This window comes from Caballeronia sp. GAWG2-1 (assembly GCF_023631405.1).
Taxonomy (GTDB): domain Bacteria; phylum Pseudomonadota; class Gammaproteobacteria; order Burkholderiales; family Burkholderiaceae; genus Caballeronia.
In genome coordinates this window covers 353,358-367,100 of the sequence record NZ_JALQDD010000038.1, presented here as the reverse complement: position 1 = coordinate 367,100, position 13,743 = coordinate 353,358, and the positions used below count along the sequence as shown (strand labels likewise).

11 protein-coding genes are annotated in these 13,743 nt (G+C 63.2%); 3 read left to right on the top strand and 8 right to left on the bottom strand.

What is annotated here, in order from left to right; translation table 11 throughout:
- Window positions 1-9: 9 nt before the first annotated feature.
- The 5 genes from NCR98_RS25945 to NCR98_RS25925 form a co-directional block, all read right to left on the bottom strand.
- On the bottom strand, window positions 10-1,119 hold the full coding sequence (locus NCR98_RS25945) for a sugar ABC transporter substrate-binding protein (protein ID WP_250469709.1): 1,110 nt from the start codon (window positions 1,117-1,119) through the stop codon (window positions 10-12).
- Between the two features lie 29 nt (window positions 1,120-1,148).
- Window positions 1,149-2,441 carry an acetoin dehydrogenase dihydrolipoyllysine-residue acetyltransferase subunit gene (locus NCR98_RS25940; RefSeq protein WP_250527738.1) on the bottom strand — a complete coding sequence of 431 codons (1,293 nt, stop codon included), beginning with the start codon at window positions 2,439-2,441 and terminating at the stop codon, window positions 1,149-1,151.
- Entirely contained in the window at window positions 2,438-3,424 is a 987-nt protein-coding gene (locus tag NCR98_RS25935; protein ID WP_250527737.1) for an alpha-ketoacid dehydrogenase subunit beta, read from the bottom strand. The genes NCR98_RS25940 and NCR98_RS25935 overlap by 4 nt, the downstream gene beginning before the upstream one ends.
- A gap of 1 nt (window position 3,425) precedes the next feature.
- Window positions 3,426-4,448: a thiamine pyrophosphate-dependent dehydrogenase E1 component subunit alpha gene (locus NCR98_RS25930; RefSeq protein ID WP_244830572.1), complete on the bottom strand. Its 1,023-nt coding sequence runs from the start codon at window positions 4,446-4,448 to the stop codon at window positions 3,426-3,428.
- Between the two features lie 77 nt (window positions 4,449-4,525).
- Window positions 4,526-6,028 carry an FGGY-family carbohydrate kinase gene (locus NCR98_RS25925; protein ID WP_250527736.1) on the bottom strand — a complete coding sequence of 501 codons (1,503 nt, stop codon included), beginning with the start codon at window positions 6,026-6,028 and terminating at the stop codon, window positions 4,526-4,528.
- A 124-nt stretch (window positions 6,029-6,152) separates the two neighbouring features.
- Here NCR98_RS25925 and NCR98_RS25920 point away from each other — a divergent pair, with 124 nt between their 5' ends.
- The 3 genes from NCR98_RS25920 (at window position 6,153) to NCR98_RS25910 (ending at window position 10,260) form a co-directional block, all read left to right on the top strand.
- Entirely contained in the window at window positions 6,153-7,169 is a 1,017-nt protein-coding gene (locus tag NCR98_RS25920) for a sugar-binding transcriptional regulator (RefSeq protein WP_250527735.1), read from the top strand.
- Between the two features lie 113 nt (window positions 7,170-7,282).
- Window positions 7,283-8,788, top strand: coding sequence for an argininosuccinate lyase (locus tag NCR98_RS25915; RefSeq protein ID WP_250527734.1), 1,506 nt, complete (start codon window positions 7,283-7,285; stop codon window positions 8,786-8,788).
- Window positions 8,789-9,111: 323 nt separating this feature from the next.
- A complete protein-coding gene (locus NCR98_RS25910; protein WP_250527733.1) occupies window positions 9,112-10,260 on the top strand; it encodes a porin in 1,149 nt (382 codons plus the stop codon).
- 48 nt (window positions 10,261-10,308) lie between these two features.
- On the opposite strand, the gene NCR98_RS25905 is transcribed toward NCR98_RS25910, so the two are convergent.
- From NCR98_RS25905 to NCR98_RS25895, 3 genes are read right to left on the bottom strand one after another with little or no spacing between them, the layout of a single operon-like run.
- Entirely contained in the window at window positions 10,309-11,475 is a 1,167-nt protein-coding gene (locus NCR98_RS25905) for an MFS transporter (RefSeq protein ID WP_250527732.1), read from the bottom strand.
- The gene (locus NCR98_RS25900) at window positions 11,472-12,290 is read right to left on the bottom strand and encodes a DeoR/GlpR family DNA-binding transcription regulator (RefSeq protein WP_250527731.1); all 819 of its coding nucleotides are present in this window, start codon (window positions 12,288-12,290) and stop codon (window positions 11,472-11,474) included. The genes NCR98_RS25905 and NCR98_RS25900 overlap by 4 nt, the downstream gene beginning before the upstream one ends.
- 21 nt (window positions 12,291-12,311) lie before the next feature.
- Entirely contained in the window at window positions 12,312-13,667 is a 1,356-nt protein-coding gene (locus NCR98_RS25895) for an MFS transporter (RefSeq protein ID WP_255784903.1), read from the bottom strand.
- Between the last annotated feature and the right edge of the window lie 76 nt (window positions 13,668-13,743).

The following is a 13,743-nucleotide window of genomic DNA, read 5'->3' as shown; positions in this document are numbered from 1 at the left end:
CGCCGCCCATCACATGCCGGCCACGGCGCGGTCGCGATAGATGTAGTAGAGATCTTTCGCGTTATAGGTCGGCTCGTTCGGCCCGGGAATATTCACACCGCGCACCAAGAGAGGCGCGGGGAATTCAACGGTTGGAACCGGCACGAGCTTCTTCGCGTCGCCACCCTTCGCCACGATCTCGTTGATGAGCCAGCCGGTGTAGGCGCCCCAGACTTCGAAGGCCTGCGCCGTCGTGCAGATCAACGGATAGTTCGGCTTGCGCATGCGGTCGAGTGCCGTCGGATGCCCGTCGTGGCCGATCACCATGATCTTGTCCTGCATGCCGCGCGACATGACGACTTCTGCCGCCGCCATGGCCGGTTCGTCCCACGGGCACCAGATCACGTCGAGATCCTTGCCGTAGGTCGTGAGCCAGTCGTTGACGGTGTTCTGCGTCGCCTCGTAGAAACCGGAATACTGGATCACGCGTTCGTTCTTGAGCGAAATCCATTCGTTTTCCGTGAGGGCCGTCTTCATCACCTTGCCGCGCTTGCGCGTACCGTGGTGAAAGTTCGCGATGATCGCGCACATGTTGGCCTTGGTCTTGCCCTGGGCCAATAACGTATCGATCATGAACTGCGAGGTCTGCGCGCTCATTGCGTAGTTGTTGCTGGTGATGTCCGCAATGGCGGGCGCCTGCCATCCCGAGTCCAGACTGAAGAACGGAATCTTCGATGCCGTGAGGTGATCGAGCGCGCTCTTCGCCGCGGTCAACGTGCCGTACAGCACGAGAATGGCATCGGACTTCGCGGTGATCGCATCCTCGATCTGGCTCACGAGCTGACCCGGATCGCCCTTTGCATCGGTCTGCTTGATCTGCCAGGTCTTGTCGAGACCCGACTTCTTGAGCCACTGCTGCAGGCCGTTCCACGAGCGCTGGTCGGATTGCGCGGACATCTGCTGCGCCACCACCGCGATCTTCAGCGGCTTGCCGCCTTGCGGCGACGATGCCGGCGTTTGCGCCTGGGCGCTCGTCGCCCCGAACAGCATCTGGGCGAACTGCGTACCGCCGACGGCGGCCGCCATGCCGAGCAGACGGCGGCGCGAGAACTCCGGTTCCTGGCTGTTGCTGTCTTCCATGTTTGTCTCCTGTTCTATTCGACTGCGTGTTATATGAAGAGCGCCGCCACCTTCTGCGGTTGATCCCAATGCGGCATGTGACCCGCCTGGGGGATGAAGTGCACGGGAATGTCCGGCCCTGCGCGGCTCGCGTGCTGCCATGGGATGATCTGATCGTCGAGCCCCCAGATCACGCGGGAAGGCGCGTCGAGCGCGGACAGTTCGGAGCGGATATCGATCTGCTGACGCCCGCTGCTGACGAGATTGCCCGCGAGCGCCGCCAGCGCGCCGCGCTTGCTGATGGCGCCCGCCATCTGATCGAGTTGTTGCGCGGACAGAAGCGGCGGATTGAGCGCGGAGCGGCGCAGCAGATGCATGAGCCCGCCGCCTTTTTGCACGTGCGCCATGCCGTCGATGAAGTCGTCGTCGATCTCCGTGCCGAATCCGGCGGGCGCGATCAAGGTCAGGCGCCGCACTTTCGACTTGAGCGCCGTTGCGACTTTCGTGGCGACCGCCGCGCCCAGCGAATGCCCGGCGAGTTCGATGCCGCCGAGCCCCAAGTCCTCGATCAGCGCGACGATCGCGGCAGCCATGCCATCCACGTCGGCGCTGTCGAAATCGGTGGCGCCGTGAGAAGGCAAGTCCGGTGCGATGACGTGCTTGCCACGCCGCTGCAACTGGCTTGCGAGCGCGGACCATACTTGCGCGTCGCCGGAGAAACCGTGCAGCAGCACGAGCGGGGCGCCGCTCGCGTTCGGCGCGCGCCATTCGCGATACGCCACGCGACCGCGCGGCAGATTGCGATAGAGCACGCCTTCTGCCGAGACTTCGCGCGCCTGATTTGCATCGCCGACGTAGCCCGTGCCGTTCACGCGCGCTTCGACATCGTGGCGTTCTATGCGCCCGCGTCGTCCCGTTCCGGCGATGTCGTCGAGCGCGATACCGCCTTGCCGCGCCACGCGTCGTGCGGCAGGCGTGGCGCGCAAGCCGGTCGTGACGTCCTGGCGGGTGCTCGCTGCCTGCGAACGCATTTCAGGCGCAGTGGCAACGGCAACGGCAGGCGCGGCGGCGGCGGCCTCCTCGGGCACGGCGCTGCTCTCTTCGCCGATCACGTCGTATTCGCCGAGCATGCCGCCGACATCGACGTCCTCGCCCACTTCGGCGACGATCTTGCGCAACACGCCATCGGCGAGCGCGGGCATCTCCACGACCGTCTTGTCCGTTTCGATTTCGACGAGCGTCTCGCCGCGCGTGAAAGACTCGCCCGGCTTCTTGAACCACTCGACCACGCGCCCCTGCTCCATCGTTTCGCCCAGGCGCGGCAGCAACAGGGACTTGCTCATGCCGGCACCATGTTCGAGATTATGTCGACGATGAGCTGCGCCGTCGGAATACTCGCGCTTTCGAGCGCGGGCGACACCGAGATCGGCACGTCTTCGCCCGCGAGCCTGAGCACCGGATCCTCGAGGAAGTCGAAGCACTCCTCCGAGATACGCGCCGCGATCTCGGAGGCGACGCCGCACGTCGAAGCCGACTCGGTGACGACGACCGCGCGCCCCGTGCGATTCACCGACGCCACCACGGTTTCCATATCGAGCGGATTGAGCGTGCGCAAGTCGATCACTTCGACATCGACGCCATTGCGCGCCAGCGCCTCGGCGGCTTCGAGCGCGACATACACCATGCGCGAATACGTGACGAGCGTGACGTCCTTGCCGTTGCGCCGCACCGCTGCCTTGCCCCATGGCGCGATGGGCGTGGTCAGGTCCGCGTCTTCCTTGCGTGCATAGAGCGCCTTGTGCTCGATGAACACGACGGGGTCCGGCAAGGTCAGGCTGTGACGCAGCAGATGGTAGGCATCGGAAGCCGTGGCGGGCATGGCAAGGCGCAAGCCGGGCGTGTGCATGGCGAGCGCTTCGAGACTCTGCGAATGCTGCGCGCCTGCCGACCGGCCCGTGCCGCCTTGCGTGCGCAAGACCATCGGCACACCGATCTGTCCGCCGAACATATAGCGGATTTTCGCGGCCTGATTGCCGACCTGATCCATCGTCATGCCGAGAAAGTCCACGTACATCAGTTCCGCGACCGGTCGCAGGCCGGTCATCGCCGCGCCGACCGCCGCACCGACGATGGCGGGCTCGCTGATCGGCGTATCGATCAAACGCGCGGCGCCGAATTCCTTGATGAGGTCTTTCGTGACGCCATACGCGCCGCCGTACACGCCGACTTCCTCGCCGATCACGACGACGGTGTCATCGGCCTGCATGGCGTCGCGCAACGCCTGGCGCAGCGCGTCGCGGTAAGTGATTCTGGTCAGACTGGACATATCAGCTCCTTGCCAGCACGCGTTCCAGACGCGAGCGAACGGATTCCGGTTGCGGCTCGCCGACGCCGTAGACATCCTCGAACATGGTGTCGAGCGCGGGCGCGGCGGAGTTCGCGGTGAAGTCGATCGCGTCGCTCATCTCGCGGCTGATCTCGGCATCGAGTGCGTCGATCTCGGCGGCGGTCACCGCGTGGCGCTCGATCAGCGTGCCGCGCGCACGGACGATCGGGTCGCGCTTGCGTCCCACTTCTTCTTCATCGGGCGTGCGGTACGGACTCTTGTCCATGCGGCCATGACCGAAGAAGCGGAAGCACGAGATCGCCATGAAGCCGGGCTTGCCAGCGCGCGCGCCCGAGACCAGGTCTTCCGCCACGTCGAGCACGGCTTCGACATCCTCGCCATCCACCATGCCGGTGCGCAGGCCGAACGCCTCGGCGCGCTTGTCGAAGGCGGTGGAGCGTGTCGCCTTGTCGATCCGCGTGCCCATGCCATATTGATTGTTGATGCACACGAAAAGCACCGGCAGGTCCCACAGCGCCGCCATGTTCATGCTCTCGTAGAGAATGCCTTGCTGCATGGCGCCATCGCCGAAGAACGCCACCGATATCGCATCTTTCTTCAGGAGCTTGTAGCTCAGGCCCGCGCCGACCACATGCGAGATGCCGCCGCCGACGATCGCATTCGCGCCGAGGTGACCCAACGCCATGTCGGCGATATGCATCGAGCCGCCCTTTCCACGGCAGTACCCGGAAGCCTTGCCGCCGATTTCCGCCATCATCCGGTTGGGCTCGGCGCCGCGCGCGAGAAAGATGCCGTGGCCGCGATGGTGCGTCGTGAAGCTGTCCTGCGGCTGCAACGCGCCGACGACACCCGCCGCCGCGCCCTCTTCGCCGATGGACAGATGCAGCATCGACCCCGCCGACAGCTCGCGCGCATACAGCTCGGCGACATGTTCCTCGAAGGTTCTGATGCGGCGCATCGTGCGATAAAGGTCTAGCAATGGAGGCTTGGATTGCGAAAGCATGGTTTCGACTCTGATTGGAGGGTTCTCGATGAATGCGCGGACCGGTATCTCGGCGTGCGGGCTTCGGCAGGCCTCGCTTACGCGGAAGGTCGCTCGCTAAAGCCGCGCAGGGCCGGATAAAGCTTCTGATACCGTTCGTAAATCTCGTCGTAGCGGGCGGCTTCCGCTGCTCTCGGTTCAATGCGGCGACCCGCTTTCACCATGGCCGAAATACCTTCGTCGATGGAGCCGAAATGGCCGACGCCCGTCGCGGCAAGAATGGCCGCGCCGAGCGACGGCGCTTCGCTCGCCTTGGGCACGCTCACCGGCAAGCCCGCGATATCGGCATGGAGTTGCAGCCACAGGTCGGACGCGACCACGCCACCGCCGATGGTGATTTCACTCGCGGGAAAGCCCGCCTGCGCCATGCGCTCGAAGATCAGGCGCGAGCCGAAGCAGATGCCTTCGATGGTCGCGCGAAACAGATGCGGCATGCCGTGCGCGAGCGTCAGTCCGACGAAGGCGCCGCGCGAGAGCGCATCGACATGAGGTGTGCGGTTGCCCTGAAAATGATCTAGCGCGAGCAGACCGTCGCAGCCCGGCGCGATCTCGCGGGCTTCGTCGTTGAGCGCCTTGAGATCGAGATTGCCGCCCGCGAGCCGCCGCAACCAGTTGACGATGGAGCCCGTCGATGTCTGTCCGCCTTCGATGATGTGCCGGCCGGGATAGACGGCATCGGCATACGTGCCCCACAGGCCCTTGGCGGCGGCCGAGCGGTCGGAGACGCCGAACATCAGATGCGACGACCCGGTGATGAGCGCCACTTGTCCCGGCTTCGCAACACCGATTCCGATCATGCCGATGAGCGCATCCGCGCCGCCTTGCACGACCTTGACGCCCTGCGGCAACTGCAAATGTTCGGCGGCACGCGCGCTCAACGTGCCGACCACTTCGCCTGGCGCGATAACGGCGTCGGGCCACTTGTCGAGCAGCGAATCGAGCTTCAGCGCCGCGAGCAGACTCTTCGCGTAACCTCCGCGCTCGGTCGAGTAATGCCAGCGGATCGACGCGTTATCGAGGCTCGCGCAACGCCGGCCCGTGAGCCGCAAGTTCATGAAGTCCTGATACTCGCAGATGGTCGCCGCACGCTCGTAGATCTCGGGCTCGTGACGCGCGATCCACAATGCTTTCGGGATCATCCATTCCGCCGATACCGGACCTTCGCCCGCGCCGTTGACGACGAGCGCCGGATCGCCGGTGGCGAGCACGTCGGCGGCTTCGGCTTCGGCGCGTACATCCATCCAGATGATGGCCGGACGCAGCGCCGCCCCTTGCGCGTCGAGCGCGACGACGCTGCAACTCGTGGTGGCTAGCGCCATGGCATCGATGTCGGCGGGCGCGATACCCGCTTCCTTTACGGCCTGCCGAACCGCCGTGCCCATGGCATTCCACCAGTCTTCCGGATTCTGCTCGGCGCGCGCGCCCGCCGAAAACTGCGTGGCGTACGGCTGCGCGGCCGATCCAAGACAGGAGCCGGTCAAATCGAACACGCGTGCACGAATGCTTTCCGTTCCACCATCGACGCCGATTACGTGGCTCATGCTGTCTCCGTCTCTCCAACTATCGTTTTGCACATTTGTCGTCATGCGCGACATTTGTGATGAGTTTGATTTTCGGGGTGGGCTTTGTCAAGATGGTGTGCATAAACAGAGGGGAAACACCTAAATGCTGGAGCTGAACCTTGCGCACGAGTCCGACGACGCGCTGATCGTCCGCGCTGCGTGGCTGTATTACGTCGGTGGTTTGAATCAGGAGCAGACGGCCTCGCGGCTCGGTCTGCATCGCAGCCGCGTGAATCGCCTGCTGTCCGAGGCGCGCGATCGCGGGCTCATCAACGTGACGATCAACCACGAATCCGCGCGCGATATCGAAGTCGAACAGGCCATTGCGCGTTGCTTCGGCCTCGACTTCTGCATTGCCACGCCAGCCTTGGGATTCGCCGACGGGCCCGCCGATCCCAAAGCGGATCGCATTCGCGCGGCCATCAGCCGGCGCGCGGTCGGCGCGGCGGGCGCGAGCTTTCTGAAGGGCAAGCTGCTGGACGGGCCCATTACCGTGGGCGTGAGCTGGGGACGCACGATAGAACAAGTGGCGACGCAGCTTGCGGGCGTGCGCAATCCGCAGGCGCGATTCGTCTCGCTGCTCGGGTCGCTCAAGCGGAACTCGACATCGAACCCGTTCGAAGTCGTGCAGTTCTTCGCGGCGCGGACCGGCGGCGAGGTGCACTTTTTGCCCGTTCCGTTCATCGCCAATTCGGTAGCGGACCGGAAGGTCTTTTTCGAGCAGCGCATCGTGCAGGACGCAATGCATCTCGCGCAGAATGCCGATCTTTATCTCATCAGCGTGGGCGAACTCGAGGAAACATCGGTGCTGCGGACACAGGACATCATGACGGCGGACGAGCTGCGCAATATCCAGGAAAGCGGCGCCGTCTGCGATTCGCTCGGCAAGCTGTTCGATATCGACGGCCGCGAGATCAAGCATCCGCTCAGCGAACGGACGGTCGCCATCGCCACGGACGAATTACGCGGTCGCAATGTCGTGCTTCTGACGGGCGGTTTGGAAAAAGTACGCGCGACGATTGCGTTGTTGCGCAGTGGCATCGTCAAGGGGCTCGTTATCGACGGCGACACGGCGCTCGCGCTGGCGAAGTCGATGCAGTTGACTGACGGATTGGTGTGACGCGTGAATTGGGCGCTCGGGGAAGGCGGAACAAATCCGTCCAGGCCGGGCGCCCAGCAAACAAAGCGGTTGCGCTCCTATAATCGCGACTTTCCAATCCGCGAATTCCTACCATGAGATTGCTTGGACGCGCATCGATTGCTGCTGTCGTGTTTGCCATGTTTGCCGTGTTGCCGGCGTTTGCGCAGCAGGTTCCACCTCACGATGAATTCTTCTGGCTCGGCGAGATCAACAAGGCGACCGTCGTCATCAACACGAGCGAAGGCTTGCTCGACAAATCGATGGCGCCGCGCCTGGCCGCTGGCGTCGCCAAGGTCATCGCCGACGGCGACCAGCCCGGCGCGAAGCGACCGCGAACCGTCATTACCTTCGAGCCGCTTCTGATCAAGGCCGCGGGCGAAGACATCACGCTACTGCACGCCGGACGCTCCAGTCAGGACATGCACGCGACTTACCGTTCCGCGATCCTGCGCGACGACCTGCTCAATCTCGCCGATCAGCTCAACACCACGACCGCCACCATCGTGCGCCTCGCCGACAAATACAAGAGCGTGGTCGTGCCGAACTACACGAACGGCGTGGCCGCGCAGCCCAACAGCTATGGCCATTACTTGCTAGGCTTCGCCGCCGGCCTCGACCGCGATGCGCAGCGAATTCGCGAGACATACAAGCGCGTGGACCGTTCGTCGATGGGAACGACAGTGCTGAACGGTACGAGTTGGCCGCTGGATCGCGAGCGCATGGCGCAGTATCTCGGCTTCAATGCGCTCGTCGACAACGCGTACGACGCGTCGCAGATTTCTTCCGTCGATGAACCCGTGGAGGCTGGTGCGGTCGTCACGAGCGTGGCGCTGCATACCGGCGCCTTCATTCAGGACGTGATGACGCAATACGCCGAGTCGCGCCCTTGGATTCTCTTGCAGGAAGGCGGCGCCAATACGTACGTATCGAGCGCCATGCCGCAAAAGCGTAACCCGGGGCTTTTGATTCGCACGCGCTCGGACGCATCGACGGCAATCTCGCAGGCGGAAGGCGTCGTGATGCAAGCGCATAACCTGCCGCCGGGCATGAGCGATCCGAAGGACGTGAAGGCCAACAACGAGATGATCGAAAGCGGCATTGCAGCGCTCAAGGGCTTCGACGAGGTGCTGAACTCGCTCGTCATCAACCCGAACCGCGCACTTGAAGAGCTCAATAGCGACTGGACGGCATCGCAGGAAGTCGCCGATGTCCTCATGCGCAAGTACAAACTGCCGTTCCGGGTCGGCCATCATTTTGCGTCGAACGTGGTGGAATATGCGCGGCAGAAGGACATCAAGCCGCTCGACTTTCCGTACGCCGACGCGCAGCGCATCTACAGGCAAACGGTCGAAGGCACGCCCTACGCCGGCGACTTTCCGATGAGCGAAGCCGAGTTCCGCTCGACGCTGGACCCGGTGGCGATCGTGAACGATCGCGCGACCGTGGGCGGCCCGCAGCCTTCGGAAATGACGCGCATGCTGAAAGATGCGAATGCGCGTATCGCCGAGCAGGACAAGTGGATCAAGAGCAATCGCGCGCATATCGCGAGTTCGCTGGCGCGGCTCGACAATGACTTCGGCAAGATGATTGGGCATTGAAGCTGCGCACATGCTCGAGCGTATCGCGCTGATGAGGCTTGTCGATTTGCCGGTGACAATCCTTCTTTTCGGGGCGCTCTGCTACGGCTTCGCCAATCCGAACATCTGATGAATGCGGTAAATGCGCTTGAACCCGCGTTTGCCCAATACGCGCGAAAACGATAGTCCGCCAATATTTCGTCATTACGACAGCGCGCTCGACAGCGAGCCGAATCGGCGATATCGCAACATCTTCATCATGTGTTCAAGCGGCTATTTTGCATTTGACGATTCGGTCGCTAACCTCTCGACAGAGTCCCCGTCAACTCGTCCGGAGTTCAGGCATGAAAAAAACGCGAATCGCATGGATGCTGCCATTGCTGTTGATCGGCGCTAACGCACGGGCGCAGAGCTCGGTCACGCTGTACGGCTTGATCGATGCCGGCCTGATGTACACGAATAACGTCGCCAAAGGGGGCTCGCAAGGCTCGCTTTGGCAGGCCACGAGCGGCAATATCAACGGCAGCCGCTGGGGACTGCGTGGCTCGGAAGATCTCGGCGGCGGATTGAAGGCCATCTTCGTGCTCGAGAACGGCTTCAACCTGCAGACCGGCCGCCTGGGCCAGAACGGACGCGAGTTCGGCCGTCAGGCATATGTGGGCCTTGCATCGAGCGACTATGGCGCGCTGACGCTGGGACGCCAGTACGATTCGCTCGTCGATTTCGTCGCGCCGCTGTCCGCAACCGCAGGCTCGTTCGGCGACACGGGCTTCGCCCATCCGTTCGATAACGACAACCTCAATCACTCGGTCCGCATGAGCAACGCGGTCAAGTACATGAGCAGTTCGTACGCCGGACTCAAGTTCGGAGCACTGTACGCGTTCTCCAACAGCACGGACTTTTCGATGAACCGCGCCTACAGCGCGGGCGGCAGTTACAGCTACGGACCGTTCAACGTCGCGGTCGGCTATCTGCAGATCAATGGCTCGAACGGCGCGAACACGGCCGGTGCCATCGATGTCGCCGAATCGACCGCCAATGGCACCGGCGGCTTCGTGGTCGGCGCATCGCGCGAATGGGTGCTCGGCGCCGGCGCGAACTATGCGTACGGTCCGGCGCTCATCGGCTTCGTGTTCACGCGCAGCGTCTATCAAGGCACGACATCGTTCAACTCGGTGAACGGCGCGATGAGCTTCTATAACTACGAAGTGAACGCGAAGTATGCGCTGACGCCCGCGATCAGTCTCGGTATAGCCGATACTTATACCGACGGCCACGCCGCCAACAGCCGCACTTTCGGCGACGATCCGAAATACAACCAGGTCAATCTGCAAGCCATCTACTCGTTCTCCAAGCGCACGGACGTGTACGCCGAAGCGATGTATCAGCACGCAATCGGCGCGCAATACGTGGCCTTCATCAATACCTCGGGCGGCGCTTCGTCCACGGCCAACCAGGTGGTCGGAACGGTTGGGCTGCGGCATCGGTTCTGATTGGTTCGAGCGCTCGTCGGGATGCAGCCACGATAGCTGGCTGCATCTTCATCGAGCGTCGCTTTGCTTGGCCGTCACGGTCCGCGCGCATAACGGCACGAGACACAGCAAAACGACGACGACCCAGAAGGCGCCGGGAAGGCCCACTTGTCCCGCTATGAAGCCGATTCCCGCAGGCCCTGACAGAATCCCGGCGTAACCCACTATCGTCACCGCGGCTACCGCAAGCGCGGGTGGCATGAGCCGCTGCGTTCCGCTTCGACGATAAAGAATCGGCACCGTGTTCGATGCTCCAAGCCCCACCAGCACGAAGCCGCCCAGCGCAACGAAGGCGATGGGAACCGTGAGCAGAAGCACGAACCCGACGATGGTCAGCACGCCGCCCCAGAACATGACCGCGCGCTCGCCGAGCCGCTTGATGACGGCATCGCCGCATAAACGCCCGCCTGTCATTGCCATCGAAAAGAGGACGTATCCGAGCCCCGCTTCGTTCTTGCCGACGAGACCCGTGTCCGAGACGAGCAGCGCGCTCCAGTCGAGCACCGCGCCTTCGGCGAGGAACGTGATGGCAGCGAGAATGGCGAGCAACAGCACGATGCCGCGCGGCACGGCAAAGATAGGCCCGCCTTCGCTCTTTGCATAAGGCAGAAGTCTGGGCGTTGCGAGGACCAACGTTCCGAGCACGAGTGCCGAGCAAAGGAGGGTGCCCGGCAGCGTGCCGACATGCATCGACAGCAGGAACGTCATGAGACTCGATCCGGCGAACCCACCTACGCTGAACAGGGCATGGAACCCCGACATGAGCGGCCGTCCCGCGTCACGTTCGACTTCGACGGCATGAACGTTCATTGCCACTTCGAGCGAGCCTAGCGATGCACCGAACAAAAAAAGCGCTATGCCTAATTCAGCCGGCGTATTGACGACCGTGAGAAACGGCAAGGTCAGGACGAGACCCACGCCTCCCGCCACGATCACCGGCTTGCTGCCGTAGCGCGCGGTGAGCATGCCCGCGAGAAGCATCGCCAGGACCGAGCCTAAGCCGATGCACAAAAGCAGCAGGCCGAGCGTGATGTCGTCGACACCGAGCCTGCTCTTCGTGAACGGCACGAGAGGCGCCCACGACGCAATGCTGAAGCCGGCCACGAGAAACGCAAGACGTGTGGCAAGACGCGTCCCGAAGCGATTGGACGATACCCCCAGATTGGCCTCGCTCATGATTTTTCCACCGCGGTCATCACCGTCGGGCCGGACTTCGACAGCGCCGCGAGCACATCACCCGGTGCATCTTCCTCGACGATAAGGAAGTCGATTTCCTTCATGTTCGCCACGCTATAAGGCGCGCGCGCATGAAGTTTCGCGGTCGTGGCGAGCACGACCTTCTGCGCGCTTGCAGCGACGACCGCGCGTTTGAACGCAGCGTCGCTTAAGCCGAATGCGCCGATGCCGCGTGACGTCGATACCGCGCACGCGCCGATGAAGCACATATCGAAGCTCATGCGCCTGACGAACTCCACCGAAGTGGGATCGACGCTGCCGCCTACGTGTTGATCGACCAAGCCGCCGGTCATGACGAGTTGCAGGTCCGTTCGTCGCAACACCGCAGCAGCGATATCGACGGAGTTCGTGACCACCGTGAGCTCGAAATCCGCAGGCAGGATGTTCGCGAGCGCGAGGTTGGTGCTGCCGCTGTCGAGGAACAGGAACTGGCCCGGCTGAATGAGGGACGCGGCCGTTTGCGCGAGGATGCGCTTGCGGTCGGCGTCCATGTCGATGCGCGCCGCCATGGGAAGCGCGGCCGGCAAAACCGGCAGCGCGCCGCCGTAGACGCGACGGCATTTGCCTTCGGACGCCAGCGCCCGAAGATCGCGGCGGATGGCGTCTTCCGATACGGCGAATTCGACGGCGAGATTTGCGGCGACAAGCGACTGGCCAGAAGACAGACGGCTGGCCAGTTCGTCGCGACGGGCGAGTGGGAGATCGGGGTTCATGCGCGCAGCATAACGTGCACGAACAAGAATGTAAACGTGCATGAACGTGCATCACCCAACTCTTTATCTTGTAGCAAGCACCTCCGCGGCGACCTCTCGATGCGGCCGCGCGCATAGTATCAGCACGCCGCCGAGCGCCCCGAAACACGCCAGGACCGAGAACGGATACTGAAAGTCACTGCCCTTCCCCGCGAGCATTCCGACGAGCGTGGGCCCGACGAAACCCCCGACGAGATTGCCGAACGCACCGATGACGGCAGTCGCGACGATCGCATCGGCGGCCGACAAAAGCTCGGTCACGTACGTGAAGATGAGCGGAAGGAACATTTCGAGGAAGAAGCCCATGGCGGTGAACAACGACATTCGCAACACGAGCGATGTCGCCGGCACGTTGGCCGCCGCGAGCAACAACACACTCGCAAGGATGATCGGCACGCCCGCATGCAGCCGCCGCTCCTGACGTGCATCCGAACTGCGCGTCGCCACCAGAATGCCGACGATGCACGCCGCCCACGGGCACGCCGAAAGCAAGCCGACTTCCACCGACCCCAGGTTCGGCGCCGCCGCGGCAATCGAACTCGGCAGCCACAGCATGAAGCCATAGACCACGAGGTTGATCATCGCGAAGCCGAATCCGAGGAACCACGTCGCCTTCAGCCCCAGGACACGACGGATGCCCGATTGCGATGAGACATCCACGAATTCGGCCTGCTCGTCGGCGAGCACGCGCGAAAGTCCGGCCTTTTGCTCGTTGGTGAGCCACTTGGCGGCCGTGATGTTCTTCGGAATGCTCGACCACCAGACCACTGCCCAAATCCACGCGGGCAAGCCTTCGATGATCATCATCGCGCGCCAGTCGTGATGCGCGAGCAGAAAGCCCGAGATCGGTCCGGCAAGCAGCGCGCCGAGCGGCGAACTGACAGTCCAGAAGCCGAAAGCCTTGCCCCGTTCGCGGCGCGTGAACCACGACGCCGTGAGACTCGAAGCGGACGCCCACACCGGCCCTTCCGCCACACCGAGCACGAGCCGCACCGCCATCAACTCGTTCATCGTGCGCACGAGCCCGGTGGCCATCGCCGCCGCGCCCCAGCAGATGAGACACACGAGCACGACCTTGCGTGCGCCGAAGCGCGACACGAGCCATCCGCCCGCCAGAAAAGTGATGACGTAGCCCCAGAAAAAGATGCCGCCGACAAGTCCGGCGTGGGTCGCATCCATGCCGAGATCGCGCCGGATCAACGGCAGCGCGAGGCCGATGTTGGTCCGGTCGAAATAAGAAATGGTGTACATGAGAAAGATCACGAGCGTGATCCTGATCCAGCGAGCTGAACCCGATGACTCGGCTCTCTCGAGGGCTGCATCCTTCATCGCTTGTCTCCTTCGTCTCGTGTCTTCGAGACTTCTTCGGCTGCTTGTGATTGGGGCGGGTTTCTCTGCTGTCCTCGATGCGTTCGGGCATGACGCACTTCATCGCTTTCTTTCGTTCAAACTTTTG